We start from the raw sequence: 26,595 nt of genomic DNA on the forward strand, positions 1-26,595 counted from the left end.
GGTGCAAGGCGGGTGCATAACGGCCATTAGATCCCAATCCCCCTGCATCACGTCGAGAATGTCGCCCTGAATGTGGCGGTTGGTGGGCGTGTCAGATGGGAGCAGGTCGCAAGACCAGGCATCGTGCCCAAGGGCGAGAAATGCCTCTCTCACGACGCCGCTGGTCTCGCATCCGATTAGAACTTTGGCCATTTTGCTCTCCTGATCTCCATCACTGCCCCCGGAGTTCCAGGGGCAGGCAAAGAGATCAGTAGTCACCAACTGAGGTGCAGATTTCGTCCTCATCCACCTCAATCACGGTCTCAGATGCGTACATGGCCAGGAGGCGCTGGGCGAGGCCATAGGGGCGCTTCATGGTAAAGCCCGCCTTGCCACCCTTGCTGGTGACAACGCCGCTCCATTCTTGGATTTGGGAAATCGTGCCCGTGTTGATTTCGTGGTTTGCCTGGTTGCGATCATCCTTGACGCCGTGGTGGATCTCCAAGGCCACATTGCAGTTGTCCTTATCTTTCCATTCATAGTGGTCGGAGTCGTCGAGATAGACCTTCCACCGTGGCCCCCAGAAATTGCTATCTTCGTGGTCGATCCCCTCGATGATACAGGTCACAACTTCGCCATAGCCCCCATTTTCCTCATGGGGTTTGCGCATTTCCTCGACAATCTGGGAGAGCTTGATTGTCTTAGGGGCGACTTTCAGCATTTCGGCCACGTCGCTTTTCAGGCGACCTGCAATCAGTTCGGATGTAACGGCCTCTACTTGTTTTTGCACCATGGCGCAGACAATGGTGTTGTAGCTTGGCAGATCCAAATTGTTGATCGACAGAGCGTCTTCGATCTTCTTTTCGAGATCCTTCGCGAAGCGCGAATAGCTGCGCGTTGCATCGCGAATGGCGCTGGAAACCGTTTCTGAGACCTGCTTTTCAACAATCTCTTTGACACGCTCTGGTGCGGTTGCTGCCTGCAGCGCCTGGCTGGCCAAGAGGGCAATGTCGGTGGTCGGGGTTTCGGAGGAGTCTTTCATGGGTAAATCCTTAGGCAAGGGTGATCAGCAGGGTGACGCTGACAATCATCGAAGCGATGGCAACTAGTGAGCGGCAATGGGCAGGGCGCGTTGGGCGCATCAGGTCGCCATTGCGCAGGCCAGCAAAGCGGGGCAGGTCGGATCTACGCATGGCAGGCTCTTTCCGTTTCTGGTGAAACGATTGCGCGCGCCAATGGAGATAGCCGAGGTAATAAGGCCTGCGCGTCGGTGCGCTCCTGTGACTCTGCAATTTCGCTCTGCAGAACGACCCGGCAGGCGCGCGCAATCTGGCGGTCATCGCAATTTGATACCTGCGCAAGAACAGCGCGCGCCGCGGCTAAACCCCCTTCACCTTGGCCGTGAGTGGTGGAAAAATTCCCGGCAGCGCCTTGGCCGCCGGGGAAGGTGCCCGCATCGGTGCGGGTGGGGGGAGTTCCTGTAGTGTTCATGAGAAGGCCTGCCCAAGGCCAAGCTTCTCAGCATAGCCACGCAGAGCGGTGGTGAATTTGTCATTCAACTCCGCCAGAAGATCGCTATCGTCGGCGGCGTTGATCTGGAATTGCAGCTTGCCCAGCTTGCGTACAAGGGTAATTGGGAATTTGGCCTTCTCGGCATCCGCTACAATCGCATTCTGCTCGGAGGTTGGAACCGATATGGCGACGGGGTCAGCTGCCTCGGCATACTGGGTGACGAAGTTCAGCAGTTCGCGCTTGTTCCATACCCAGGCTTTGCGTTTGACCTCCAGATCTTCTGGAGTCTCGACAAGATTACTCGACACGCTCATGCTGCAAACTCCTGACGGATTGCCTGATGGCGCGTTGGGAGATCGGCCATGGCTGCCATGTGCCAGCTGTCGGTGGCCGCTGTCGGGCTTTCGCCGCGTCCCAAGATGCCGAACATCTCAATTTCAAAGAAATGAGAGGTCACGCGCTGGGCGGTGTAGGTTGGGTCCACCCATGAGCCCGCGCCAGCCTTGGCTGTGGCCAGGGTGATGGCGTGAAATCGGTCACGCGCGCCGCCATGGAAGGCCTGCAGGAAGGTGATCAGCGGATCTGTGCCGCCCAAGCTGTCCAGATTGCGAAGAACCTGGTTGCACCAGAGGCGCAGGGCCGCGCCAAGATCATCGCCGATTGCAGATACGCCACAGAGGTGGATGTGCGCCACACCACCGCCTTCGCTGATCGTCGCATCAAAGCTAGAGACTGCCAGATCGGCGGCTTGGTTGGGTGTGGTGAGTTCCAGCCATTCGAGAATGCCAGCGGCGGCACGGGCGGCCAGGGTGGCATCTGTTCCCCGTGTGGATAGGTCTGCAGCCGCGACCGGCATTGGCTTGGTAAAGGCATTCATGGCGGATCTCCCTCATTTTCCCCGCGATTGGCGACCATTTAGCGCGTCGGCTTTATGGTTCCTTGCCTCTTCGGCGGGGCGCCCGGTGTGGGCTGATGTGAATGAAAGTATGACAAGAAAATTGTCAAATCAAGCGATAAGTGACAAAAAAATTGTCATTTCCTTATCTGCGAAAACCGGAAGCACTAATTTTGGACCTGTCAGCGCGCCCCCGCGCGCAAAGAAAAACCCCGCCGAAGCGGGGTTGGGCGGGTGAAAGCTCGTTGGGCTACAGATCGGGCGATTCTTGGCCGATTTCACAACATGTAGCACCCGTGATGCGATGGCAGAGCGCTTTGCTCTCCAGGATCGCACTACATCTTGCGGCTTGATTTGTTCTCTTTTTGTTCCTATCAATAGACTGCAACGTGTAGATGAGCCTCGGCCCCCAGCCTTGTAGAGCTCCGCACACCCCATGCCGCCATAGGCGGATAGCCTGGCCACAGCGGATTGGTGGCGCTGCCAAATTTAAAACCATGGGGGAAAACTTGACTGATTTGGAACGTATTGAAATTTTAAGGGCGACAGCAAATGAGACTGGGATGACCATCGACTTTTTGGATCAGTTGTCTATCGGGTTATCCAGTAGCTCTTTCCGTAAAGTCATGTCCAATGCCTGTTCATCGCCTTCGTATATGAAATCCAACGAAAGCCCATACGTCTTTCGTAGCGCCCGAGCGCCAGCCAGGCCAACCTGATAATCGCCACTCTCCCAGTTGTTCAGCTGGGCTCGCTTGAGACCCGCCTTTTCGGCGTATTGGCTTTGAGTGAGCCCCATGCGTTCGCGGTGCCAGCGGAGGCGGGAGGCTATGTCGGCGTAAGGTTTTTCCATTGCTCTATATGGCACTGACAAGAAATTTGTCTCAACAAGATTGGTTTGTCTTGCGTCATGACAAATAATTTGTCATTTTGCGCGCATGCAAACAGTTAACGACATCATTTCTGAAACCGGCGCAGCCTACATCAAGAGATCTTGCCAGGTGTCTGAATACTCCATTCGGGCCGCTCGGCGAGACGGCGTGTTCCCCTCAAGTTGGTACGAGGCAATCAAGGGGGAATGCGACCGGCTGGGCGTCGATTGCCCTACCGATCTGTTTTCCTTCAAGCGCTCCTCAACTCTCACGGGGCCTGCTGACGCAGTTTAGCCCCCTTCCTATGCAAATTTCCTTCTCCATGCGGTCAACATGGGGGAGGGCCAGAAAAACACCAAGGAAATGGCCTTTCCATGCATGAGAGCTACGAAACACCCGCCTTGCGCCAAACCTTTGCCAGCCTCGTAAAGAAAGCAGGCGGCGGTGCCGCTGTGGTGATGGTCATCAAAGAGATGACTGGCCGCAATATGTCAGAAGGCACCCTGACCAAAATCAAGAGCGGCGATATGCGCTTTGATTGGGAGCTTAGCTTTATCCTTGAGGATGTGGTGGGGGAATATCCGATCCGCGCCCACCTGGACGCCCGGCGCCAGGATGCCTGCGCCAAGAATGATTTGCAGATAGTTGCAGAGGCGGCGCTGCGCGAGATCGGCGAAGTGCCGGCTGCGGTCCTTCACGGAGTCGCAACTGGCGATTTTGAACAGCTTCTCAAAGAAGGCCCAGAAGGTATGGCAGCGCTGCAAGATCTGCTGAGCCGTGTGAAGCTGGTGCAGGGCTCAGCAGATGCATGAGGCAGCCCCCAGAGTGCGGCCAGCCTTCATGCGCGGACAGTCTTACGTTTGGCTTTCGTCCTTCATTACCAGAACGGCGATAAGGCCAAAAATTCCAGTAATGGCGCCAATAATGAGCCAGCCAACAAAGCTGCGCCCCCGCGAACTTGCGGCAATTGCCGTCACAACGGCGAAGCCGATCCAAATCACCCAGAACATGAATGTAATCCTTTATGATTGTATTTTTCAATTCGCCTATCGAACTGGAGTTTTGCGCTTTGGTCAGGGGGGCCGAGTATGAGCCATAAAGCTGTTAGCTGGGCTTTGGACCAGCGCCACCTCAAGCCCGCGCCATGGATCGTGCTTATCCAACTGGCAGATAGGCTCAACAAAGACACCCTTCGCTGTGACCCAGATCAGGCTAAGCTGGCAGGGGATTGCAACATGTCCCGTGCCACTGTGAACCGGCACCTTGAGGCCCTGGAAGATCTTGAATTGATCCGCCGCATTCCAAGGGTGAATCCTAAGACAGGCAAGCCATTATCCACTTTCTACATTTTGGGGCTGAACTTCGACAATCCCCCATATGTCGAAAATGCCGTGTCGCAAAACGAGACACGGGGCAAGCGGGGGAGAAGGGAGAACAAAGATGGCGTCCATGTCTCAAATTGCGACTCGGCTCCGTGTCTCAATAATGGCCAAGCCCGTGTCTCAAAAAACGCCGAAACCGTGTGTCAAAATGAGACACTAACCTTTGTAAGAGAACCAGTAAGAGAACCTTGCGCTGCTTCCGCCGCGCATCAAGATTTCGATTTTGGGTCTTTTTTTGATCGCGTGTGGCGGGCCTCACCACGCCCCGACAGCTGGTCAGAGACCGAAGCGGCCGTGGAGGCCCTGATCGAGGCGGGCGAGCGCCCAGGGGATATCCTTGCCGCCACCGAGTCCTATCGCGCCCGGGTCGCTGGCCATGATGCTTCCCGGATCAAGTACAGCCAGAATTTCTATGCTGATGGCAGCTGGAAGCGGCATGTGCCCACCGCTGCGCCAAAGGCGACGCAGGAGCAAATCCTAGCGGCCAGAGCGCAGAACATCCTTGAGGCCAAGCCGTTCGTCTGTCGCCACATCTCGGCCCATGCGGCGCGCGAGTGCGTTACTGCAGGGCTGGTGACCTCTGACCAATGCCATGCAGCGGGGATCAGCGTATGAGCTCACTACACGAAAACCCCGATCTGCACGGTACTCGCTTCGGCCAAGTGGTGGTCACCGTTGACCTCGCGCTGGGCGACTGCGTGGTTATCGCACCGCAAAGGGCAGGGGTCACCACAGTGCCGCGAAAGATGCGCCTTAACTCTCTGGATGAGATCCGTGGTGCCTATGGGGTCCAGATCGGTCTGGCCAAGAGGGTCGCTGCCAAACATCCACACGCCGCCGACATCGCCCGTGCGCTGAAATTTGCCGGGGAACAGATCAAAGCACAGCAGGGGAAGGGCCGCAAATGAACGCCAGCGTCAATAAAGTAATCATGATCGGAAACCTGGGCAGAGATCCGGAAACCCGCACATTCCAGAATGGCAGCAAGGTTTGCAATCTGCGCATTGCCACCTCGGAAAGCTGGAAAGACCGCGACACTGGCGAGCGCCGCGAGCGCACCGAGTGGCATTCGGTGGCAATCTTCAATGATGGACTGATCCGGGTGGCTGAGCAGTACCTTCGCAAAGGCGCCAAGGTCTACATCGAGGGCAAGCTGCAAACCCGCAAGTGGCAGGATCAGGGTGGCAATGACCGCTACTCCACTGAGGTGGTGCTGCAGGGCTTTGGCAGCACACTCACCATGCTGGATGGCCGCAACAGTCGCGACGGCGCCGGGCAGGGTGGTGGCTCCGACCATAACCAGTCCTCGGGTGGCGGCTATGACAGGAGCCCCCAAGGGGGGAGCGGCTCCGGCCACAATATTGACGATGACGAAATCCCATTTTGAGAGAGGGCAACATGCAGGAACTGACCGAACACCAGCGCGATGAGCGCGACCTGATGGTCCTAGATCTGCTGGCCAATGGTCAGCCCCAGGCAGAGGTCGCGCGATACATGGGATGCACTCGCGGCTCCTTCCAGCGGCTGATCAAGGAAAACCGCGATGGCGCGGCCATTGAAAAACGAGAAGAGGCAAGGGGATTAGAGCATGCAGATTGATTTCAAACAGCTGCGCATTGCCAATATCGCCCGTCAGGCAGAGTGGCCAGGCAATGAGCATGCGGACCTTGCCTTTCGCGCCTTAGAGGTTGCTGACGAGGCTGGTGAGCTGATGGGCGCCATCAAAAAGGTTGCCCGGGCTCAGCGCGGCATCGCAGGTTCTACGCTGTCTCTGCAGGATGTGGCCGATGAAATGGGTGATACCGTGATTTCATTGGACCTGCTGGCGATCAAAGTGGGGGTCGATTTGGGGCAGGGTTCCCGAAACTTTACCTCGCGTTCGCCGCTGTTGGAGCAGGCATTGAATCTGGACGCAGTGGTGGGCGACCTATCCGACTCCGTGGTCATGTTCCTCATGGCTCAGAGCGGCGAAGGCGACAGCCTGGAGGAGGCTCATACGATCTTCGAGAACCTGCAGCGTTCGATCTTTTGGGTGACCTGCATCGCCCTGGCGCTGGGCGTGGATCTGGGGCAGGCCGTCGCTGCCAAGTTCAATGCCACCTCCGTGAAATATGGTCTCACCACGCGGTTCGAAACCGCCGGTGCGGCCTCTTTGCGGAGTGCTGCGGTATGAGCAAAGTGGCCAAAGAGATCCGCGCCAGGGCGCACAGCGTCACCAGGCAGGACGAGCTGGACGCTGAGTTCATTCTGGAGAACGTCCTGTATCGCAAGCACTATACCGGCGCTACTCGCACTCGGCTTGCTGCCGCCCTAGCCATGGTACGTGCCGATCACCCCCTAAAGAGAGGGCGTGGTGGCGTTCAAAAATAGCCAATCTGACCTCTCTTTCTGCCCCGTCATCCGAGGGGGTAGCGATGGAAACCAGCAAAGGATCTACCCCATGGACATGCAAGAAGACGAAAAGAGCGAGAACTACCGTGTGACAGCCGGTGAGTTGCGCCAGTTCATTGAACGCTTCGAGCGCCTGGACGCTGAGAAGAAGGATATCGCGGAACAGCAGAAAGAAGTCATGGCCGAGGCCAAAGCCCGCGGCTACGACACAAAGGTGATCCGCAAGGTGATCGCCCTGCGCAAGCGCGACCAAGACGATATCTCCGAGGAAGAGGCGGTGCTCGAGATGTACAAAGAAGCGCTGGGCATGGGCTGATGACAGAGCGCCTGACAGCCGAAGAGTACAAGGATGCCCATGCTCCCAAAGGGAAGGGCAAAGAGGATCGCCGCAGGGTGCGTGGTGCCCAGCGCACTATCACCGCTGACGGCATCACCCATGACAGCAAGACCGAGGCTCAGCGCTGGGAAGAGCTCAAGTTGCTCCAGAGGGCAGGGGAAATCTGTGGCCTGCGCCGTCAGGTGGATATCGGGCTGATCGGGCGTGATGGTCCAATCATGACGGATGGCGGCGAACAACAGCGGGTCTACAAGGCGGATTTCGTCTACGTCGATAACGCGCTGGGCATCACTGTGATTGAGGATCGAAAGGGCCATGAAACGGATGTGTTCAAGATCAAGAAAGCGATCTTGGCAGCTCAGGGGGTAGAGATCCTGATCACCAAGGCAAAGGGGCATTGAGGTGAGAACCGTGTCTCCAGCCGATCAGGCGACCCGTGTGGCCTCGTTGATCCACGGCACCCGGATCAACGTCACCAATGAGGCGATGGCACAAGATGACATCCACCTCGCCCTGAGCAAGGCTCTGCCTGAAGTCCTGCGAGAGGTTCGCCTATGCGCGCGAGACCGGGTGGATCTGATGGCAGGCAGTGTGGCTGTAGAGGTCAAAGTGAAGTCTCGCCAAAACCGTCGTGAGATCCTGAAGCAGCTGGAGCGCTATGCCGAGCATGATGAGGTCAAGGCCATCGTATTGGCCACCGCTGCTGCTTGGCCGGGTGATATCAGCGAACTGCACGGCAAGCCGCTGGTCGTGGCGTCCCTTACAAGGGGCTGGCTATGACCTATGGCGCTGTAGACTATAGCGGCGACACCTGGACCGTTTCAAATCTCAAGCCCCATGTGTCGATCCGCTTCAAGGGGGTGTTCAAGGGTATCCAGTTTGGAGCCACCCCGCCCTTCAGTCTGCGCGACCGGCCAGACCTGGCAGTGGATCTGGATTGGTTTATGCAGCGATATCCGCTGGAGCTGACAGAGCGCGCCCAGGCCCGCCTTGGTGAACAGCTCCACATCCATGCCGCCAATCACGCCCGAGTAGAAGAGCTGAAGCGTCCAGAATACACCCCCAGCGTCAATCCGGGATTTAAGGAGCCAGAAGAGGCAGAGTCCTACCAGTTGCGCGCTGCTGAGATGCTGCGCAGTACCGGGCGCCTGTTGTTGCTGGATGACGTGGGTCTTGGCAAGACGGTCTCGTTTCTTGCCTCTGTCGCCGACGGCTGGGGATTGCCGGCTGCCGTGGTGGTCCAGCCGCATCTGTCGAGCCAATGGGTGGTCGAGTATATCCAGCGCTTCACCCATCTGACCGCCCATGAGGTGAAAGACCGCAAGGTGCGTGATCTGCCCAGCGCTGACATCTACGTTTTTCGCTATTCCAATATCGCCGCTTGGTCGGACTATGCCAAAACCCTCGGGATCAAGACCGTCTGTTTTGATGAGATCCAAGAGCTACGTCACGGGACAGGCAGAGAGTATGGAACAGGGACGGCCAAGGGCCTAGGCGCTCAAGCCTTCTGTGACGCTGCCCTGTACCGGATCGGCCTGACAGCAACGCCCATCTACAACTATGGCTCCGAGATTTGGAACGTGGTCGAATTCATTGCACCTGGTGCGCTGGGCACATGGATGGAGTTTCAGATCAATTGGTGTACCCAACACGGCAATCACTGGGTGGTGAAAGACCCTGCAGCGCTGGGCGCCTTCCTGATCGATGAGGGGTTGGCCCTGCGCCGGACCAATGAGGATCCAGAGGTCGCAAAGACACTGCCGCCCCTTGAGAAGGTGGTCATGCAGGTTGGATGGAACGAAGGGGACGTTGAGACAGATAGAGAGCTGCAAAAGCGCCTTGCCCAGCGCGTCCTGTCCGGTGGGTTCTTCGAGAGGGGCGCGGCTGCCCGGGAGCTGGACGTGATGATGCGCCAGGAGACTGGCATAGCCAAGGCCCGCGCCGTGGCCGCCTACGTCCGTACTTTGGTTGAGGCGGGCGAGCCTGTGCTACTGGCCGGCTGGCATCGCATGGTCTATGAGATTTGGCTGGACGCGCTGGGCGACCTGAATCCCGTGATGTACACTGGCTCCGAAAGCCAAGCACAGAAGCGCAAGGCCAAAGAGGCCTTCATGGCTGGCCAGTCCTTGCTAATGATCATGTCCCTGCGCTCTGGGGCCGGGCTGGACGGGTTGCAGCATGTGGCGGCTCATGCGGTCTATGGTGAACTGGATTGGTCACCGCAGGTCCACACGCAATTTACCGGGCGCCTGCGCCGCCGTGGACAGCTGCGGCCCGTGACAGCGCATTTCCTGCATGTCGATGGCGGCTCTGATCCGGTGATCATGTCCACCCTTGGCCTGAAGGCCTCCCAGTCGCATGGGATCCTCAATCCCTTTGCTGAGCTGGAGAGCGCCACGCCACTGGATGATACCCGCATGCGCAAACTGGCCAAGGCCGTTCTGGAGGCGTCTGAGCATGGGTAGACGATCAAATTTCAAACGCATCGGCAAGGATGCCTATGACACCATCGACCAGCGCGCGTTTCCGCCCCTCCTGCGGCAGTTGAAGCGGCCCGTGCGGTATTGGGAACCCTGCGCTGGCGAGGGCCGTCTGGTGCGGGCGCTGGGGGCTGAGGGGCACAGCTGTGTTGCGGCAACCGATATCAAACCCCGGGCGGAGTGGATCTATCGCATGGATGCCTTGCTGGCCTCTGCCGATGATGTGGACGCCACCGGTGCGGAGATGATCATCACCAATCCGGTTTGGTCGCGCCCATTGATGCATGCCATGATCGACCACTTTTCCAAGATCCGGCCAACCTGGCTGCTCTTTGATGCGGCGTGGATGCACACCGAGCAGGAGATGGTTGCCCGCAAGCATGGCGTGAAGACCGCACCTCAGCTGCTGGAGCACTGCCACAAGATTGTCAGCGTTGGCCGGCTGATCTGGATACCCGGCACCAAGATGGCGGGCAAGGATGACGTGTGCTGGTATTTATTCGATCAGAACATGCCCAGAGCAACAACTTCTCCCATCTTTGAACCGGCAGTGAGTGAGGCTCTGGCATGAGGTGCAGTTATTGCGGCTCTGGCCTTCATACCATCGAAACCTGCCCGAAAACATGGGGAGGTTCTGCTGCTCGTCATCTGTTGCGGTGCACATACTGCGGCAAACACGATCACGATATTCAAGCTTGCCCCAAACGGCACACAGGCCCGGCAGAGCGGGCAAAAGGCATCCAGATCAAGGACACATGGAAAAGATGAACGAGGCAGCAATGGCATACAAAATCGGGCAGAGAGTGACACCACAAGGTCACCGGGCTCTCATGGGCGACACCCTTACAGACGAGGCGGGCGAGGTGCGCCCGCGCTGGTATGTGCTGAAGGTGGCCGTGCTGCAGGAGTTCGTTGTGCAAGAGTGGCTGAAGGGCGAGCCCGGCGTGCTTGATGCATGGTTGCCGACAGAAAAGGCTTGGCGCAACCAGTCGCGCGGCCATCGGCGTAAGGTCCCCTACAAGAAGAAGATCGCCCCCGGCTATGTCTTTGTCTGCGTAGATCACCAGATCGCTTGGGACGTGCTGCGCCAACAGTCCAATGGCAAGGTTCTGGGCGTGGTAGGCCATGAGGGCAGGCCGCTACCCGTGCCAGAGGGCCAAATGCGCGCTATGAAGCAGCTGCCTAAGACCATCCAGAAGATCTATGCAGAGCGCGCCGCCGCATCCGCCATCGTGCCCGGTATCAAGGCCCGCATCAAGGATGATAGCGGCGTCATGGCTGGCTGGGTCGTGGATGTGTCAGAGGTCAATGGCGGCATCGCCAAGGTCCTGGTGCCGTTGTTCGGTGAACGTGAGGCTGAAGTATCTACGAACAACCTTGCCCGCCTACAGGATATTGCGTCCTGACACTTCATCTGGTATGAGTTGCGGTGTGGTGAGTAGCGCCTTGTTGCGTAGATAAGCCCAACCGCAGCCCGGCCCGAGCCTGACCAAAGGTGCAGCCAGTGCAACTGCGTAAGCAATTCCAGCCTCCCAGCACTCGCCTACTCTAACCCAACACGGGTCTTACCCACCGTTCCATCGTTTAGGCGGAAAGAAACATCAGTCCAATAGTACGGCTTCGAGCGGGTCGCGACCCCGGAGCCATGCCTTCCATCGTTGCATGACACTAGAAACGCATCGTTGCCCATGTTGTTGTGGATCCGCCATCGCATTGTGCAAGTCACCGAGGAATTTGATAGAGTTACGACAGAGAACGCGCCACCATCAGTCGCTTCACCACTATATGTCGCAGTGGCAGGTTTTCCCCCAAGGGACGAAACTTCGTCATCGACCACAAATTCTGTGCATCCATGCAGCGCTAATGCCAATAGTATAAATCGTTTCATTCAATGATCTCCATTTTCTATGGTGATCATCAATAGGTTGTATAGGCTAGGTTAGGCAAGCATGGCCTCAGTCCACGAAACCACAGAGTGGCGCAAGCTGCGCCCAGTAATTCTCCAGCGAGACTTGTGGACCTGCCAGATGTGCGGCGCCCTGCTGCGCCCAGGTAGGCGCCACAAGGCCGCAGCTGTGATCGACCACAAGAGGCCATATGACCTGCGCCCGGATCTCGCCTATGATCCAGAGAACCTATGGGCGCTGTGCCGTGACTGCCACGACCGAGAATGCCGACGCATTGAGGACAAGGCGCGCGGCATGCGTCAATGGACTTACCGTGGTGCGGACTGGATTGCCTCGGAGAAGGCCAGGTGCCGCTTTGTCGGGCTGGATGGCGCAACCATCATTCCAATCGCCTAGAACCGCCTCAGCTTGGCCGACGCGCTCAAGGGGAGGGGGTGGCAAAAGTGCCACATCCGCCGGGCCTGTTCACCCGCTGCTGAGGATCATTCTCACAGAGACCAAATTTCAAAGGGGGGTGGGGGTCAGCCACTTTTAGGAAGATGAAAAAGCCCGTCTACAAGAATATTTACAGTGACTTAGAGGATGGTGGTGAGCGCTCAAAGGTCGCTGAAAGGGAGTGGAAAGCGCTCTGTTTTGACCTGGAAAAGCGTGATTTGATGACAGATCAGCGCAAACGGATCGTGGATCGACTGGTGCGCGAGCGGGTTGAATACGAGTTTCTGTTCCCCATCGCCATCAAGGCAGGGCATGTGAACAAAGGCCCGAAGGGTGGGGAATTTGTCAATTTGCATTGGTCTGCCCTACAGAGAACCAAGGACCAGATTCTGAAGTTGGAAGAGGCCCTGAGATTGACCGTTGATCGGGTGGCCGCTCCGATCGGAAAGACCGAGAAGAAAACAAAAGCGAGCAAGTATCTTGGCAGGCTTGGACCCAACTAGCGAGTATGCGCGCCGGGTCCTAGATGGGGAGATCATTGCGGGAAAGTACGTGCGCCTGGCATGTGAACGCCATTTTGCAGATCTGGATTCCGGTGCCGCGCGCGGTATCTATTTCGATGCAGAGGCAGCCCAGGAGGCGATAGAGTTCTTTCCAGCCATGTTCACCATCACGGATGGGCCGAAGGCGGGTGAGCCCTTTGATTTGTTGGATTGGCATACCTTCGTGGTTGGGTCGCTGTTTGGCTGGCACAAGGCTGGGCGCCTTCGGTTCCGCAATCTCTGGCTGGAGACAGGCAAGGGGCAAGCCAAATCACCGCTTATGGGCGGCATTTCCATCTATGTTTGTGGATTTCTGGGGATCCAGCGGGCGCAGTGTTACGCCATCGCTTCAAAGCTGGATCAGGCAAAGATCCCGTTCAAAGATGGCGCGGCGCTCTGCAGGGCGGACATTCCCGATCTGGGCGAAAGCCTAGAAGAAAGGGGGGATGTTTTCATTTCCGGGAAAGGCGAAAATGCTTGGCGGATCGAGTTCACGGAAAGCTCTTCGTTCTTTGAGGCAAAGGCCACCACGGACAGCCTGTCGGGGCCGAGGCCCGACTGCGTGATTGCCGATGAGGTTCATGAGTTCATGACGGACAAGCCGATTGAACTCTGGGCCGCGGGCGTCGCCAAGAAATCCGGATCAGCTTTCATGATCCTGGGTACCAATACTCCGGCGATTGACCAGATCGTCGGCACCGAGCAATCGGAATACTACCAGCGTCTTCTGGAGGGCATCTTTGAGGATGACGAGGCCTTTGCCTATATCGCGAGGGTGGATGATGACGACGATCCATTTGCAGATGAAAGCTGCTGGATCAAAGCGATGCCCGCCCTGGGCGTTACTTTCGACTATGAAAACGTTCGTGGCGTCGTCAATCGCGGCAAGAACGATGAGGGCAAACGCCTCACAGTCTCGCGCCTGTATTTTGGCATCCCTGTCGGTTCCAGTGGGTTCTGGGTCGATGAGGCCGCCTGGCGAGATTGCATCAAGGATATCAAAGAAGAGGATCTTGAGGGCAAGAAGTGCTTCCTCTCCCTTGATCTGTCGGAGAAAAACGACCTCACGGCGCTTGGTGCTGTTTGGAAAGGTCAAGATGACCGGCTGCTTGCCAGGATCAATTACTGGACCACTCCGGCCGGGCTGGAGCGGCGATCCGCTTTGGACCGCATTCCCTACAAAGTCTATGTGGCGAAAGGGGAGCTGAAGGTCACGCAGTCGGCGGTGGTGGATTATGAGTTCGTGGCGCTGCGCATCGCTGAGATGGTTGCGCAATATGACGTTGACAGCCTGACCGTGGACCCATCGTTCTGGGAGAAATTCCGGGATGCCTGCGAAAAGGTCGGCTTGGCAGTATGGGTCTATGAAGGGCCGGAAGAGCCTGAGGGCGATGGTCTGAAAGTTGTCAGGCATTCGCAGGGCACAAAGGTAGCATTCGGGGAGCGCAACCTCTGCATGCCGCATTCGATCACCCGGCTCACCGATAAGGTTTTGACCAAGGAAATCGTCATTCAGACCAACCGGCTAACGCAATACTGTGCGGCCAATACGGTTATCAAGACGGATGCAATCGGCAATCAGATGTTCGACAAATCCCGCCAGCGAGGCCGGATGGACGGCATGATTGCTCTGGCGATGGCCACCGGCGCCTCTGAGGGCGTTAAGGTCAAAGAAGACGGGCCGAGTGTCTATGAAGAGCGCGGCGTTCTAACAATTTGAGGAAGGTGTGAATGAGCATCTTTGACATCTTCCGCCGTGGGGAACCGCAGGCGACATCTAAACCTACGGTACAGGCGATGGCGGGTGAAGCTGCAGCATTTTCTGGTTTGGATGACCCGGCTCTTTATGAATTCATCCGCAATGGCGGCGGCAGTCAGACGGAAAGCGGAGCAACCGTCACGGTCAAATCTGCGATGAAGAACACAACGGTGATCCGTTGCGTCTCGCTGATCTCCTTCTCCATTGGCATGTTGCCGCTTCATCTGAAGCGCAAAGACGGCAAAGGGAATGCGAGGGGTCATCCGCTGTTTCGTCTGCTGCACCGGCGTCCAAACCCGTGGCAGACAGCGTTTGAGTTCCGGTCTTTAATGGAGCAACGCGCCTTGACTCATGGTGGCTCATTTGCGCGCAAGATTATGAGTGGGCGAAAGATCCTGCACCTTATCCCGATGGATCCGGCCAAGGTTACCATCGTGCAACGTCCGGACTGGAGCCTGGAGTATCGGTATGATCGTGGAACGAAAGGCCCTTTGATCCTCCCGCAGAATGAGGTGTTCCACCTTCGTTACGGACTCTCTGATGATGGGATCCATGGGCTGTCGCTGGTGAAACAGGCGGCCGAGGCTATTGGCCTGGCTCAGCAGACCGAAAAGGCCGCGGCGCGCCTGTTTCGAAATGGAATGATCGTTGGTGGCGCGCTGAAGCACCCAGGCAAGCTGTCAGCTGAAGCCTATGAACGCCTGAAGGCGAGCATGAATGAAGATGTCGGGGCCGAGAATGCACATCGCTGGAAGGTTCTGGAAGAGGGCATGGAGCTGCAGACCTCCTCCCAGACGAGCAAAGACAGCCAGGCCATTGAGAACCGCAAGCACCAGATCGAAGAGGTGGCCCGCCCGTTTGGGGTGCCACGCCCACTATTGGCCGTAGATGATACCTCTTGGGGCTCGGGCATTGATGTCCTGGGTCAGCTGTTTGTGCGTTACGGGCTGAACCCCTGGTTTGAAGCTTGGCAGCAGGCCATCGAGCGAGATCTGCTGACAGAGGCAGAAACCGAGATCTATGAGGCCAAATTCAATCCCGGCGGCTTGCTGCGGGGATCAATGAAGGATCAGGCCGAGTTCTTTGCCAAGGCATTGGGGGCCGGTGGACATCAGCCATGGATGCTCTGGAGCGAAGTGCGGGATTCATTCGACCTGGAAACATTGCAGGAGGCGCCCCCGCCGCCACCTGGTTTGCTCGGAAAAGGAGCGCAAAATGAGCCTTCGTAACTTGCCGGAAATTCAGGCCGGGCGGCTGCCTTCAGTCTGTGCCTTTGAGGCTGATGCCGAGGCTCTGGAGCGTTGGAACGCTGGAGTTTCGGCGAAGGACAGCGGCGAAAACACCATCTCCATTCTGGATGTCATCGGCGAAGACTATTGGACAGGCGGCGGTGTAACGTCAAAGCGCATTGGCGCGGCTCTACGTTCTATCGGCTCCCAGGAAGTGGTTGTTGAGATCAACAGCCCGGGAGGCGACTTCTTTGAGGGGGTGGCGATCTACAATATGCTTCGCGCGCATCCTCACAAGGTAACGGTTCGGGTCTTGGGGCTGGCCGCTTCTGCCGCCTCTGTGATCGCAATGGCTGGCGATGAGATCCAGATCGGCAAGGCCGGGTTCCTGATGGTTCACAATGCCTGGGTTGTCGCGCTTGGCAACCGGCATGATCTGCGTGACGCAGCTGAAACCATGGAACCCTTTGATGCTGCCATGGCTGGCCTCTATGCAGACCGTTCCGGGGTGATGAAGGCCAAAGCTGCTGAATGGATGGACAGCGAAACCTGGTTCAACGGCGAACTGGCCGTTGAGGTTGGTTTGGCTGACGGGTTTCTGCCTGCTGATGCAGTGACTGAAGACAAAACCAAAGCTGAGGCAGCCAAAGGGGTGAATGCTACCCGTCGCCTGGATGCCCAGCTTGCCAAAACAGGAATGCCGAGGTCAGAACGCCGTGCGCTTCTGGCCGATGCAAAAGGGGGCATGCAGGACGCTGCCCCAGCCGTCACGCTCGACGCTGGCGAAATTGCAGCCCTCACAAAGGGCCTTTTCCAACTCTAGATTCAGGAGAATGCATCATGGGAATGCATAAACTACCCGCTAAAGCGCGCGGGGTCATTGCCGTGCGCGCAGACGCGTCCGGTGACGTAAACCAGATCTTGGCCGCGCTGCAGAAGGACTGGAAGTCCTTCAAAGATACGCAGGCGGAGAAAGACAAAGAAGTCAGTGCCAAGTTTGACGATGTGATCACCACTGAAAAGATGGAGCGCATCAACAGCAGCGTTTCTGATCTGCAGGCCGCGGTTGACCAGGCCAATGCCAAAATGGCGGCTCTGGAAATGGCCGGCGGTCCGGAGGCCGAGAAGGATCCGGAATACAGCGCCTCCTTCAAAGCACATATGCGCAAAGGGGATGTGCAGGCTTCGCTGAACAAGGGCACGGACAGCGAAGGCGGTTACCTGGCTCCGGTGGAATGGGATCGAACCATTGTTGACCGCCTGGTGGAGATCTCCCCGATGCGGCAGATCGCAGAAGTCCGGAAAGTCGGAAAGTCGGGCTTCACGAAGCTGATCAACCAGGGTGGAACTGGTTCAGGCTGGGTGGGTGAAACTGATACGCGCCCTGAAACTGCAACCCCCAATTTGGTGGCCTTCACTCTGGGCAACGGAGAAATCTACGCCAACCCCGGCGCCACTCAGCAGATGCTGGACGACTCTGAGATTGACTTGGAGGCCTGGCTGGCTGGCGAAGTTGATACTGAGTTCGCCGAGCAGGAGGGCGCTGCTTTTGTTGCAGGGAATGGCAGCAACAAGCCGTCTGGCTTCCTGAGCTTTGCCACTGGTGGTGTCAATGCGGGCAAGAACCCGCTTGGGGCTGTGGAAGTGCTGCCAGCAGCTGGCATGTCAGCTGTCACCGAGGATGAATTGCTGGATATGATCTATGATATCCCCTCATCCTATTCGGCAGGGGCGCGTTTCGTCATGAACCGCAAAAGCATCGGCAAAATCCGCAAGCTGCGCGATGCTGATGGTCGCCAGCTTTGGCAGCCCTCCACGCAGGCTGGTGAGCCGTCCATGCTGCTGGCTTATCCGCTGACTGAACTGCCTGATATGCCCGACATGGCTACAGGCGCACTGTCCATCGGCTTTGGCAACTTCAAGCGCGGCTATCTGATCATGGATCGTAAAGGCGTCCGTGTTTTGCGCGACCCTTTCACCGCCAAGCCCAAGGTGTTGTTCTACACAACCAAGCGCGTGGGCGGCGCCGTTGATGATCCCCGCGGCCTGCGTGTTCTGCGCCACGCATAAATTCAACCCAAACTGAAGCCTGACCTGACCCTGTTTCATCAGGGTTGGGCGATACTGGAGACTATGGACATGGCAAATCAGAAAGAAAAACAAGGTGAGCAGACCGAAAAACTGGCATCCCAGAATGGGCGCCGGAGCATGACGCCTGAAGAGGCTGAAAAGCGCGGTCTCGATCCTTCTGCTTACGGCAAAGCTGTCGAGGAATAGGCAGTATGTTCCGCCCCATCCTCATAGTGCCTCCGGCTGAACTGCCGGTTGTCACAGAGCTGTGCAAAAAGCATACCGTTGTTGACTATGACGATGATGACCTGCTGATTGACGGTTATATCCACGCGGCTTGTGGCCTTCTGGATGGTTTTCGGGGGCACTTGGGGCGGTGCATTGTCAATCAGACCTGGCAGGTAGAGAAACGCCGCTTTGAACGCGAGTGGCTTCTGCCGGTGCCTGATGTTTCCGCTGTTGCTATCGAATACTCCAACGCGGCCGGGGAAGCCTTGTCTGTTGCCGACACGGACTACATCTTCAGTCCGGTATCTTTAGGTACTCGGATCCGTTTCAAAAGTGCCTTCGAAGCGCCAGGGATCGGGGAAGATAGCTCAATAAAGCTGGCTTTCACCGCTGGCTATGGCGCCTCGGCTGATGTGCCCTGGGGGCTGAAGGTCGCAATTATGCAGTTGGTGACCCATTTGCATGATGACCGAAGCGGTGCCGGAGGGCTGCCGCAGTCAGTGCTGGATTTGACGGCTCCTTTTCGGTGGACGCGAGTTTGAGCCGTCGAAAGGATATCCGACTTCGGGAGAAGGTGGCCTTCGACCAAAGGAATGGCGTTCCCGATGGCTCTGGTGGTGAAGTGATGGCCTGGGTTCTCGGGTACTCCTGCCATGCTGAATTCATCTATTCACGCGGATCTGAAGCCGTGGATGCGGCTCGGTTGGAGGGGCGTTCAGTCTTCAAGATCCGTATTCGCCAGAGTGCTGGCGCGCGTTTGATTGAAACCGATTGGCGGATGAGAGACCTGCGCAGAGGGCCTCAAACCGGGCCACTCTCAGGTGAAGAGTACAATATCCGCGAAGTTGATGCGATCACCGACAGGAAGTGGGTTTTTCTGGTGGTGGAAAGTGGAGTGGCAGTCTGATGACCTCAATTTCAGTTGAATTGCAGACAGCAATATTCGAAGCGCTTGCTGCTGATGTCGACCTCTCAGCGGTTGTCGAGGGGCGTGTTTGTGATGGCGTCCCTGCCGATCCAGTGTTTCCTTTCATTTCTTTTGGGCCGTCTGATGGTGATGCAGAGGACTTGGTGGGCGTTTCTGCCAGACGGGAAGCCTTGCAGCTGGACATCTGGTCTCGCGATGGTGGGCGCTTGAGCCCCTGCAAGGAAATCTGTGACCTGGTAAAGAATGCGCTGCACCTCACAGATCTTTCGCTCGAAACCCATGCTCTGATCTCTATTCGAACCGATGGGATACGGGTTTTCCGGGATCCGGACGGTCTTACGGCCCATGGTGTTGTCGTGATCGAGGCTGAACTGGAAGAAGCCTGATGGTTCAGGGGCTGGATAAATTCAACAGGCGTTGGCGCGCGATCCCGGTCAATGCTCGCAAAAATGTGCGTGCGGCCATGGAGGATGTGGCCACAGACATTGTTGAGGAGATGTGGTCACGGGCTCCCTATGAGGACGGCGTTTTGGCCGGGTCGATAGGCTGGACATGGGGCGAAGCACCGGCTGGATCATTGACCATCGGCAAGGTTGGAAAATCCGAATACGGTGCGATGCGTATCACCATCTATGCGGGCGGTGGAGATGCATTCTATGCCAGGTTTCATGAGTTTGGCACTCTCAAGATGGCATCACGCCCATTCTTCTATCCGGTTTGGCGGGCGCGCAAGAGGCGGGTGAAGAGCAGAATTTCCCGCGCGATCAGCAAATCAATTCGAGAGAGCTAATGCTCTCAGCGTTCATGAGTCTCCGCATAGGGCTCGGAGCTGGAACTTACAGATTCACTGTGAAGCGCTTGCAGTCCTCGGTCCATTTTAGTGGGCGGGCTCAAGATCTTTGCGCAATAGAAACCTCCAACGACATAAGGGTCTCATGAAAATCAAAATTCTGAACGATGCGCATCACCGCATCAACTCCGGTTCCTCGCAGAGCTTTCGCGCTGGATCCGAAGTGGACGTGCCGAAGGCTACGGCTGACGCGCTCATCGAGGCTGGCAAAGCGGAAGCAGTAACCGCCTCCCCAAAGAAAGGATCCTGATATGGCTGCGGGAAAAGAAACAACTCGGCTGGTTATCCAGCTGGGTGACGGAGCAACCCCAACTGAGACCTTTGCGCACACCTGTGGCGCAAACAGTTTTGGTGTCACCCTAACCAACAATCTTGGTGAGAACACGGTTCTCGACTGCACCAATCCTTTGGATGTGCCGGCCGCGATCTCGCGCCACCTGGAAAGTCAGGACACCAGTGTCACGATTTCCGGAATGGTCACATCCGAGGCATGGCCTACTTGGCGAGGCTGGTCGGATGATGGCTCTGAAAAGAACATCAAGCTTTTGCTGGATGAGAGCGCTGCCAACAATGGCGGCTTCTGGACGTTGCCTGCCTATCTTCAGCAGCTGGAGCTGAATAAGGAGGGGTCTGGCAAGGTCACCTTTACAGCAACGATTAGCGGTGCCGGGTCTCGCACCTGGGTGGATGCTACCTGATGGCCGCGCTTCTTGAGGAATGGGCAGGCAAAGAGCGTTGCTTTGAGCTCAAATTCGGAGATGTCTTGGATCTTCAGGAGGCCACGGGCTGCGCTATTGGCCAGATGTTCATTCGTCTGGTCAGTGGTGCCTTCAGAATTGAGGATACCTACCATACCATTCGCCTTGCCCTTGTGGGTGGCGGCATGTCGGCACTTGACGCCAAGCGGTTGATGCAGCGCCATTTCGACACGCGGCCGCAGATGGAAAACGCCGCTTTGGCGGGTCAGATCTTCAATGCCCTGATGGTTGGTATTGAGGAAGCCGGGGGCGAAACAGAAGGTGCCGAGGCAGATGTGGAGCCTTACAAGTTTTCTGAGGTTTCCCAGCTTTGTCGCGTCTTCAATCTGTCTCCCATCGAGATGCGACAGATGCGTTACTCCGATTTTGTGAACATGGTCAAAGGCTTCAACGCTGCTTCTGAGACGAAAGCTCCACACATTTCAGAGCAGGAATTCCTCGACATCCTCGAAAAGCATGAACCAGAGGCAGTCACCTGATGGCCCAAGCCGTTGAAGATGCCCTGATCGTTCGGATGGAAGCCAGTCTGCGGAAATTTGAACGCCAAATGGAAGGCGGCCGCAAGGCAGCGGTTACAGCAGCAACCAGATCTGAGCGCGCCTGGAAGACTGCGGGCAACCAGATTTCAGCAAACGCCAATCGCGCAACCACTGGCATTCAGCGGATGACGCAGATGGGCGGGCAGGGACGGTTTGTGCTTCAAAATACCGCCAACCAGATCGGTGACATTGCGGTGCAGATGAATGGAGGTGTGAGTGCCGCCAAGACCTTTGGCCAGCAGCTGCCCCAGCTATTTGGTGGTCTCGCGGTATTGGGCGGGCCACTTGGATTGATTGGTCCATTGCTTGGTACAGTTGCTGCGCTGGGGCTGCCCGTGGCGGCGGCTTTGATGGATATCGAAGGTTCAGCGGAGAGTCTGACCGACCGGATGAAGGCGCTCGAAGAGAGTATTTCTGCGGTTAAATCAGCCCAGGAGCTCTCGGCAACTTCTGCGGTGGATTTGATGAATGAATATGGCGGACTAGCTGACGAGGCCAAAGCCATCTTTGAGATCAATCGACAGATCGCATCGGTTCGGGCCCAAGGGGCGCTGGATAAGGCTGCGCGCGGAGTCGCAGGCGAGCTGGGAGTTGAGGGTGTTTTTGGCTTTGGGCCTGACCAAATTCGAAATTTGGAAGCTACCATTGCATCGCTTCGGGGTGAATTGATTGCCCTGAATGAAACCACCCCTGAAATTGATGGCTTGGAGCGCTGGAAAGAGGCGTCAGCTCGAATCGACGAGCTTCGTGATGGGATTAAGGGCCTTAAAACTGTCGAGGGAAACATCGACGATTTGGCCGATGCGTTAGGCTTGCCAGAATCTGCGGCCCGTGAGGTGGTTGCTCAGTTTGCAGCCATTGGTGAGGCCAAGGGGCCTCAGGCCCAAGCGCAGGCAATGAGCGACTTGGCGGATTATATCAATGGGGCCTCTGACAACCTAGCAAAGGCAAGTGAAGAAGGTGAACTGCTCTATGACCAGCTTCTGGCTGCTGTCACCAAGGCGCTGGAGTTGGCAAAGATTGACATCGCCAGTGGCATCGATGCTGGAGCTGATGCTGCTGAACGGCTCAAAGAAGAACTGGCTGCTGCACTCGCCTTACAGAACCGGGTTAATACGCAAGAAAGCAAGCAATACAGCGGTCGCGGGGGAGATCCGCGGACTGTTGGAAACGATGATTATACCAGCAATCAGAGCTACCAGACGATTGATGAGACGATTGAAAAATATCGTAGGTCCTCAAAGCGCCGTGGCGGATCTGCAGGACGCGCAGGCACGGGCCTGAAGGAAGCACAACGCCTATACGATGCAACCCGCTCGAAAGCCGAACAGTACGCCGCAGAGCTGGCTAGAATTGAAGACCTGCATCGCAGGTTCCCTCAAGTTGTGACAGCGGAAGTGCGGGACAGGGCGGTTGATGCACTCAATGAAAGCGCTAAGGCAGCGGAAGGTATGGCAAAGCGCTTGGAGAGCGGTTTCGAAGCGGCTTTTACAGCCCTAATCACTGGCGCAGGTAGCGCCAAGGACGTTGTGAAGTCTCTCGCAGCTGATCTCGCTCAGATGGCAGCGCAGCAAGCCTTCAAGTCCCTTGTTGGCGGGTTGTTCGATAGCTCGAGCGGTGTCGGTGGGTTCGTTGGAGGGCTGGTTGCCAGTGCCAACGGCAATGTCATTGAAGGCGGTCGTGTCAGGCCCTTTGCCAATGGCGGCGTGGTGTCATCTCCCACGTATTTTCCGATGTCTGGACGGCAAACAGGCCTCATGGGCGAAGCCGGACCCGAAGGAATTTTACCCTTAGCCAGAGTGAACGGGAAACTAGGGGTCAGAGCGCAGGGCGGTGCCGGCGGTATCGTTGATGTTCGAGTGTTCATGGATGACAACGGCAACTGGCAGGCTGAGACAGCACGTATCTCGGGCAATGTCTCGGCGCAGCATGTGGCGGCGGGCATGGCGATGCAGGACCGTAAAACCTCCAGCAATCTGGCAACTCATCTGATGAGGAAGGGCTGATGCAGCGCCCTATTGTCACCCTGCCTGCGGGCTTTCTCAAATTCTTGCAGGTCGATTGGGATATCGATTGGCGCGGCCAGGGGCTGGGGGAGACCACCGGCGGCGGGTCGACGGTGGTTTTCAATCGGTTCCCGCGCTGGGTTGGTGCGCCATCCGTGTTTCTGGAAGGGGCGGCGCTGGCGCAATGGCGGGCGATCCGGGCCGCAGCGCAGGGGCGGGTGGGGATCTATCGCCTGCCCATGGTTGATCCAATTGGCAGCTATGGCGTGAGCGGTTCTGATCTTCCCTTTTCGGATGGGGCGAGCTTTGCATCTGGGCATGGCTTTGCGTCTGAAGCCCTGGGTTTTGCAGCGCTGGCGGCGGATCCGGGGGCTGAGCAGATCCGGGTCAAGGATGCGGCTGTTGCGCCACGCGCCGGTCAGATCATGAGCCATGGGCTTTGGCCCTTTGTTGTCACCTGGGTTCAGGAGGTCTCGGCGGGGGTCTTTGATCTTGGCATCCAGATGCCCCTGCGCGGGGCGGTGGCTGCCGGTGATCCCGTCCGGCTAGAGGGCATGGGCCTGTTTGAAGCGATTGAGGATGGCATGGGGCGCGTGAGCTATGATGCCAGCCGCGCTTCCCAGATCAAGCTGAATTTCCGTGAGGTTTTGAACCGATGAGCTTTTTCCCTGCTGGGTATGACCCTCAAGGCGAGATCCTTGGGGCGCTGGACCTGTGCGAGATCGATACGCCGGACGGGCCCATGCGCTTCATGATTGGTGCCGATGGCGTGTTTACAGATGTCTATGGCCACAAGTGGTATGGCACCCAGCTCGCCAGTGTCGGCTCATTGGAGAGCGCACTTGAGGGGCGCGCCCCTGAAGGGTCGATCACGCTCTCCTACTTTCAGGATCCTGATGCGGATGACCTGATCGCGCAGGTGAAGGCGCTGGGGGTGGAGTATATCCAAGGTCGTGCCATCCGGTTCTATTTCCAGCCCATCGGTAGCATGGCGGAACTATACAAGCCCAAGCATCCGCCCCTGCAGTGGATGCAGCGCACCATGCGCAGCCTGCGGTTCTCGGCCAGTGGGGCGCAGGATCGATCGATCTCGCTGGGCTTTGAGGCCTGGACCGAAAAACGCCGGGCGGCGCGGCGGATCGTGATGAACACCGAAGGCCACGCCAAGCTGATTGGCGAGGCAAACCCCTCGCTGAAATTCATGCCTACGAGCGCTTTTGAAGAAGAGAAACTGTTCGGATGACACCACTATATCGGGAACTGCACCGCTGGAATGTGACGCCCTTTATCTGGGGAGAGATGGACTGCGTTCTGTCGATCGCGGATTGGGTCGAGCAGGTCACCGGCAAAGATCCGGCAGCGTGCCTACGCGGTGTCTATGACAGTCGCGGATCCTGCCAGCGCGAAACCGGGTTTCTGCGCAATCCTGTGGAAACGGTAGAGGCCTGCCTGGCCACCATCGGGGGGCTGCCCCGTGTCGAGGAACCGGCCCCCGGTGATGTTGGCATCGTCATGGCCCATGATGCCAAGGGGCGTCTGTCGCCCTGTGGCGGTCTCTGGCTGGGCGAGGCCTGGGGGTTCAAGACGCGGCGCGAAGATCACGGGGGCAGGGGCGCGATCACCATCAAGCCGATCCTGATCCCATCGGTACTGGCAATCTGGGGGGTAGGTTATGAAGCGTAGTCTGCTGTTCGCCGCGCTGATGGGCTGCACCATGTTGACGCCCCGGCCTGCCGAGGCGGGGCCGGTTGTTGCCTTCGTTGCCGGGGCAGTTGGGGTTGCTGGTGGGACCGCATTGGCCACCACGGCGGCCTATTTGGCTGGTGCGGGATTTGCCGCCACGGCTGTGGGGGGCTTTATCGTCAAGACGGTTGTGGCGATTGGCCTATCAGCCCTGGCGGCGCAGCTTGCGCCCAAGCCAATATCGCCGCCCCCCAGTATCCAAATGGCGAATTTTGCCCAGCCGGTCAGCTATGCGGAATGGGTCTATGGCCGCACCCGCAAGGGGGGCTTTCTGGGCTTCACCGGCTTTGCCTCTGGTACCCGGTACTATGTGCCAATTCTCGCGGCGCATCCGATCGAGGGCGTGGTGCAGCACTGGCTGGATGAAAGGGTGGTGACGCTGACCGCGCAGGCGGATCGTCTGTATAGTAATATCGCAGAGGCACCAATCGCAGGCTATGGGCGCATCAATGTCTTTGATGGCGCACCCGGTCAGCAGGTGCATCTGTCGTTCAATAATCTGTTTGCAGAGGTCACCGATGAGTTTGACTTCAAGGGGCTGTCGGGCGCGGTGATCTGGGCCACGCGCCCGCCGCAATCGTCTTTTACGCAGATCTATCCTGAAAGCCGTCAATGGGCCTATACGCCAGTGCTGGATGGCAAGAATGATCTGTTCGACCCGCGCGACAACAGCCGCAAGTTCAGCGCCAATGCGGCGCTGGTGCTGGCGGATTGGATTGTCGAGATCCTGGGCCGTGATGTTGACTGGGATGAAGTCGCGGATGAGGCGAATGCCTGTGATGTGCAGGTCATGAACGCTGATGATTACCTGCAAAGCCTCTGGGAGCTGAATGGCACCCTGTCGGATGAGCAGGATTTTGAGGGTCAGCGGGTGGCGCTGGCGGCGGCTTGCGATGCGTTTTTGTATGAGCGCACCGATGGCAAGGTCGGCTTTACGGTCGGGCGCTGGATAGAGCCGGATCTCGTGCTGGGCCCGGATGACTTTTTATCTCTGGAACTGGCCAGCGGCGAGTTTGGCGCTGATGCCCCGGATGAGGTTGCCGGCGTCTACATCGAGCCGGAAAACGGCTGGCGGGAAACCCCATCCGGGGCTTGGGTTGAAAAGGATGTGGCCAAACCAGTTCGCGATGAGCCGCAGCTATTCATGGTGAACAGCCACAACCAGATCGCCCGGCTGAACAAGCGGCTTGCCCGCACCAAGCGGGCGCGGTTCCAGCTCACCGCCACCATCGGTTTTCGCGGTTATGAAATTCTTGGTGGCCGCATGGGTGGCCGGGCGCATCGGTTTGTGCGTGTCGTCCATCCAGAGCATCAGATCGATGAAGTCTTTGAGGTGGGCGAGCTGGCGCGCGAGGCCTCTGGGGTGTTCTCGCTGACCGCCAATTCGGTCAGTCCAGAGGATTTTGCATTCGATGCCGCGACTGAAGAGCCTACGCGCCCGGTTTATGACAGAGTTCAGGGTGATAGCGGCATCCCTATACCAACTGGCCTGGCCGTAACGGCTTCAGGAGGGGGTGTTGTCACGGTGCAATGGGATGCCCAGAGCGAGGCTTACCAGCAGGATCTACGCTACCAGCCTAGTGATGGGTCATCATCCTGGATCGTTCGGGGGGTGTTGTTTGCGAGTGTGTCCACACCGCTCGCCGGTTTCACCGTCGGGGAGGAATACGCGGTGCAGATCCGCAACCGCAGCGCAGGCCTCGGGCTATCCGACTGGTCTGCATCTGAAATATTCACAGCTTAAAACAGGAGG

General features: G+C 57.6%; 37 protein-coding genes and 1 pseudogene. 31 read left to right on the forward strand and 7 right to left on the reverse strand.

Going from position 1 to position 26,595, the window contains the following annotated elements; translation table 11 throughout:
• From ACN0VH_RS18730 to ACN0VH_RS18755, 6 genes and pseudogenes are all read right to left on the reverse strand, one after another.
• A pseudogene (locus ACN0VH_RS18730) lies at positions 1-192 on the reverse strand (hypothetical protein); the annotation flags it as partial.
• 55 nt (positions 193-247) lie between these two features.
• A complete protein-coding gene (locus ACN0VH_RS18735; protein WP_417701891.1) occupies positions 248-1,021 on the reverse strand; it encodes a hypothetical protein in 774 nt (257 codons plus the stop codon).
• Positions 1,022-1,031: 10 nt separating this feature from the next.
• On the reverse strand, positions 1,032-1,172 hold the full coding sequence (locus ACN0VH_RS18740) for a hypothetical protein (protein ID WP_417701893.1): 141 nt from the start codon (positions 1,170-1,172) through the stop codon (positions 1,032-1,034).
• Positions 1,173-1,466: 294 nt separating this feature from the next.
• Positions 1,467-1,805 carry a hypothetical protein gene (locus tag ACN0VH_RS18745; RefSeq protein WP_417701895.1) on the reverse strand — a complete coding sequence of 113 codons (339 nt, stop codon included), beginning with the start codon at positions 1,803-1,805 and terminating at the stop codon, positions 1,467-1,469.
• On the reverse strand, positions 1,802-2,368 hold the full coding sequence (locus ACN0VH_RS18750; protein ID WP_417701896.1) for a hypothetical protein: 567 nt from the start codon (positions 2,366-2,368) through the stop codon (positions 1,802-1,804). Before ACN0VH_RS18750 ends, ACN0VH_RS18745 begins: the two co-directional genes overlap by 4 nt.
• A gap of 601 nt (positions 2,369-2,969) precedes the next feature.
• On the reverse strand, positions 2,970-3,239 hold the full coding sequence (locus ACN0VH_RS18755) for a helix-turn-helix domain-containing protein (protein ID WP_417701898.1): 270 nt from the start codon (positions 3,237-3,239) through the stop codon (positions 2,970-2,972).
• A gap of 393 nt (positions 3,240-3,632) precedes the next feature.
• Here ACN0VH_RS18755 and ACN0VH_RS18760 point away from each other — a divergent pair, with 393 nt between their 5' ends.
• Positions 3,633-4,070 carry a hypothetical protein gene (locus tag ACN0VH_RS18760; RefSeq protein WP_417701900.1) on the forward strand — a complete coding sequence of 146 codons (438 nt, stop codon included), beginning with the start codon at positions 3,633-3,635 and terminating at the stop codon, positions 4,068-4,070.
• A gap of 42 nt (positions 4,071-4,112) precedes the next feature.
• Here ACN0VH_RS18760 and ACN0VH_RS18765 read toward each other — a convergent pair whose 3' ends face one another.
• Complete coding sequence (locus ACN0VH_RS18765) at positions 4,113-4,268, reverse strand: hypothetical protein (protein WP_417701902.1); 156 nt, start codon at positions 4,266-4,268, stop codon at positions 4,113-4,115.
• Between the two features lie 78 nt (positions 4,269-4,346).
• Between ACN0VH_RS18765 and ACN0VH_RS18770 the strand changes: the two genes are divergently transcribed.
• From ACN0VH_RS18770 to ACN0VH_RS18915, 30 genes are all read left to right on the forward strand, one after another.
• A complete protein-coding gene (locus ACN0VH_RS18770; RefSeq protein ID WP_417701904.1) occupies positions 4,347-5,255 on the forward strand; it encodes a helix-turn-helix domain-containing protein in 909 nt (302 codons plus the stop codon).
• Positions 5,252-5,548, forward strand: a complete 297-nt coding sequence (locus ACN0VH_RS18775; RefSeq protein ID WP_417701906.1) for a hypothetical protein — start codon at positions 5,252-5,254, stop codon at positions 5,546-5,548. The genes ACN0VH_RS18770 and ACN0VH_RS18775 overlap by 4 nt, the downstream gene beginning before the upstream one ends.
• The gene (gene ssb, locus ACN0VH_RS18780; RefSeq protein ID WP_417701908.1) at positions 5,545-6,027 is read left to right on the forward strand and encodes a single-stranded DNA-binding protein; all 483 of its coding nucleotides are present in this window, start codon (positions 5,545-5,547) and stop codon (positions 6,025-6,027) included. Before ACN0VH_RS18775 ends, ssb begins: the two co-directional genes overlap by 4 nt.
• A gap of 11 nt (positions 6,028-6,038) precedes the next feature.
• On the forward strand, positions 6,039-6,239 hold the full coding sequence (locus ACN0VH_RS18785; protein WP_417701910.1) for a helix-turn-helix domain-containing protein: 201 nt from the start codon (positions 6,039-6,041) through the stop codon (positions 6,237-6,239).
• Positions 6,229-6,813, forward strand: a complete 585-nt coding sequence (locus ACN0VH_RS18790; protein WP_417701912.1) for a MazG-like family protein — start codon at positions 6,229-6,231, stop codon at positions 6,811-6,813. The genes ACN0VH_RS18785 and ACN0VH_RS18790 overlap by 11 nt, the downstream gene beginning before the upstream one ends.
• 267 nt (positions 6,814-7,080) lie before the next feature.
• Positions 7,081-7,347: a DUF2312 domain-containing protein gene (locus ACN0VH_RS18795; RefSeq protein WP_417701913.1), complete on the forward strand. Its 267-nt coding sequence runs from the start codon at positions 7,081-7,083 to the stop codon at positions 7,345-7,347.
• Positions 7,347-7,769 (forward strand): DUF1064 domain-containing protein, encoded by a 423-nt coding sequence (locus ACN0VH_RS18800; protein ID WP_417701915.1) that lies wholly within the window; start codon positions 7,347-7,349, stop codon positions 7,767-7,769. Before ACN0VH_RS18795 ends, ACN0VH_RS18800 begins: the two co-directional genes overlap by 1 nt.
• A gap of 10 nt (positions 7,770-7,779) precedes the next feature.
• Positions 7,780-8,148 carry a hypothetical protein gene (locus ACN0VH_RS18805; RefSeq protein WP_417701917.1) on the forward strand — a complete coding sequence of 123 codons (369 nt, stop codon included), beginning with the start codon at positions 7,780-7,782 and terminating at the stop codon, positions 8,146-8,148.
• Positions 8,145-9,833, forward strand: coding sequence for an SNF2-related protein (locus ACN0VH_RS18810; protein WP_417701919.1), 1,689 nt, complete (start codon positions 8,145-8,147; stop codon positions 9,831-9,833). The genes ACN0VH_RS18805 and ACN0VH_RS18810 overlap by 4 nt, the downstream gene beginning before the upstream one ends.
• The gene (locus ACN0VH_RS18815) at positions 9,826-10,419 is read left to right on the forward strand and encodes a class I SAM-dependent methyltransferase (RefSeq protein WP_417701921.1); all 594 of its coding nucleotides are present in this window, start codon (positions 9,826-9,828) and stop codon (positions 10,417-10,419) included. Before ACN0VH_RS18810 ends, ACN0VH_RS18815 begins: the two co-directional genes overlap by 8 nt.
• Before the next feature lie 259 nt (positions 10,420-10,678).
• Positions 10,679-11,254 carry a transcription termination/antitermination NusG family protein gene (locus ACN0VH_RS18820; RefSeq protein ID WP_417701923.1) on the forward strand — a complete coding sequence of 192 codons (576 nt, stop codon included), beginning with the start codon at positions 10,679-10,681 and terminating at the stop codon, positions 11,252-11,254.
• Positions 11,255-11,875: 621 nt separating this feature from the next.
• Entirely contained in the window at positions 11,876-12,151 is a 276-nt protein-coding gene (locus ACN0VH_RS18825; protein WP_417701925.1) for an HNH endonuclease, read from the forward strand.
• Positions 12,152-12,294: 143 nt separating this feature from the next.
• On the forward strand, positions 12,295-12,693 hold the full coding sequence (locus ACN0VH_RS18830; RefSeq protein WP_417701927.1) for a hypothetical protein: 399 nt from the start codon (positions 12,295-12,297) through the stop codon (positions 12,691-12,693).
• 49 nt (positions 12,694-12,742) lie between these two features.
• Entirely contained in the window at positions 12,743-14,452 is a 1,710-nt protein-coding gene (locus ACN0VH_RS18835; RefSeq protein WP_417701929.1) for a terminase large subunit, read from the forward strand.
• Positions 14,453-14,463: 11 nt separating this feature from the next.
• Positions 14,464-15,720, forward strand: a complete 1,257-nt coding sequence (locus ACN0VH_RS18840) for a phage portal protein (protein ID WP_417701931.1) — start codon at positions 14,464-14,466, stop codon at positions 15,718-15,720.
• Positions 15,707-16,543: a head maturation protease, ClpP-related gene (locus ACN0VH_RS18845; RefSeq protein ID WP_417701933.1), complete on the forward strand. Its 837-nt coding sequence runs from the start codon at positions 15,707-15,709 to the stop codon at positions 16,541-16,543. Before ACN0VH_RS18840 ends, ACN0VH_RS18845 begins: the two co-directional genes overlap by 14 nt.
• 17 nt (positions 16,544-16,560) lie before the next feature.
• Positions 16,561-17,790, forward strand: a complete 1,230-nt coding sequence (locus tag ACN0VH_RS18850; protein ID WP_417701935.1) for a phage major capsid protein — start codon at positions 16,561-16,563, stop codon at positions 17,788-17,790.
• A 69-nt stretch (positions 17,791-17,859) separates the two neighbouring features.
• Entirely contained in the window at positions 17,860-17,997 is a 138-nt protein-coding gene (locus ACN0VH_RS18855) for a hypothetical protein (RefSeq protein ID WP_417701937.1), read from the forward strand.
• Between the two features lie 5 nt (positions 17,998-18,002).
• Positions 18,003-18,560, forward strand: a complete 558-nt coding sequence (locus tag ACN0VH_RS18860; protein ID WP_417701939.1) for a head-tail connector protein — start codon at positions 18,003-18,005, stop codon at positions 18,558-18,560.
• Positions 18,557-18,925 (forward strand): phage head completion protein, encoded by a 369-nt coding sequence (locus tag ACN0VH_RS18865; RefSeq protein ID WP_417701941.1) that lies wholly within the window; start codon positions 18,557-18,559, stop codon positions 18,923-18,925. The genes ACN0VH_RS18860 and ACN0VH_RS18865 overlap by 4 nt, the downstream gene beginning before the upstream one ends.
• Positions 18,925-19,332 (forward strand): DUF3168 domain-containing protein, encoded by a 408-nt coding sequence (locus ACN0VH_RS18870; protein ID WP_417701943.1) that lies wholly within the window; start codon positions 18,925-18,927, stop codon positions 19,330-19,332. Before ACN0VH_RS18865 ends, ACN0VH_RS18870 begins: the two co-directional genes overlap by 1 nt.
• On the forward strand, positions 19,332-19,736 hold the full coding sequence (locus tag ACN0VH_RS18875; RefSeq protein ID WP_417701945.1) for an HK97-gp10 family putative phage morphogenesis protein: 405 nt from the start codon (positions 19,332-19,334) through the stop codon (positions 19,734-19,736). Before ACN0VH_RS18870 ends, ACN0VH_RS18875 begins: the two co-directional genes overlap by 1 nt.
• A gap of 145 nt (positions 19,737-19,881) precedes the next feature.
• Positions 19,882-20,046, forward strand: a complete 165-nt coding sequence (locus ACN0VH_RS18880; protein ID WP_417701946.1) for a hypothetical protein — start codon at positions 19,882-19,884, stop codon at positions 20,044-20,046.
• A 1-nt stretch (position 20,047) separates the two neighbouring features.
• The gene (locus ACN0VH_RS18885) at positions 20,048-20,494 is read left to right on the forward strand and encodes a phage tail tube protein (protein WP_417701948.1); all 447 of its coding nucleotides are present in this window, start codon (positions 20,048-20,050) and stop codon (positions 20,492-20,494) included.
• Positions 20,494-21,033 carry a gene transfer agent family protein gene (locus ACN0VH_RS18890; protein ID WP_417701950.1) on the forward strand — a complete coding sequence of 180 codons (540 nt, stop codon included), beginning with the start codon at positions 20,494-20,496 and terminating at the stop codon, positions 21,031-21,033. The genes ACN0VH_RS18885 and ACN0VH_RS18890 overlap by 1 nt, the downstream gene beginning before the upstream one ends.
• Positions 21,033-23,099: a phage tail tape measure protein gene (locus ACN0VH_RS18895; RefSeq protein ID WP_417701952.1), complete on the forward strand. Its 2,067-nt coding sequence runs from the start codon at positions 21,033-21,035 to the stop codon at positions 23,097-23,099. The genes ACN0VH_RS18890 and ACN0VH_RS18895 overlap by 1 nt, the downstream gene beginning before the upstream one ends.
• Entirely contained in the window at positions 23,099-23,758 is a 660-nt protein-coding gene (locus ACN0VH_RS18900) for a hypothetical protein (protein WP_417701954.1), read from the forward strand. Before ACN0VH_RS18895 ends, ACN0VH_RS18900 begins: the two co-directional genes overlap by 1 nt.
• Positions 23,755-24,342, forward strand: coding sequence for a hypothetical protein (locus ACN0VH_RS18905; RefSeq protein WP_417701955.1), 588 nt, complete (start codon positions 23,755-23,757; stop codon positions 24,340-24,342). Before ACN0VH_RS18900 ends, ACN0VH_RS18905 begins: the two co-directional genes overlap by 4 nt.
• Positions 24,339-24,782 carry a DUF6950 family protein gene (locus ACN0VH_RS18910; RefSeq protein ID WP_417701957.1) on the forward strand — a complete coding sequence of 148 codons (444 nt, stop codon included), beginning with the start codon at positions 24,339-24,341 and terminating at the stop codon, positions 24,780-24,782. Before ACN0VH_RS18905 ends, ACN0VH_RS18910 begins: the two co-directional genes overlap by 4 nt.
• The gene (locus tag ACN0VH_RS18915; protein ID WP_417701959.1) at positions 24,772-26,586 is read left to right on the forward strand and encodes a fibronectin type III domain-containing protein; all 1,815 of its coding nucleotides are present in this window, start codon (positions 24,772-24,774) and stop codon (positions 26,584-26,586) included. The genes ACN0VH_RS18910 and ACN0VH_RS18915 overlap by 11 nt, the downstream gene beginning before the upstream one ends.
• The last annotated feature ends 9 nt before the right edge of the window (positions 26,587-26,595 follow it).

It is taken from the genome of Pseudophaeobacter sp., assembly GCF_048267565.1.
Taxonomy (GTDB): Bacteria; Pseudomonadota; Alphaproteobacteria; order Rhodobacterales; family Rhodobacteraceae; genus Pseudophaeobacter; species Pseudophaeobacter profundi.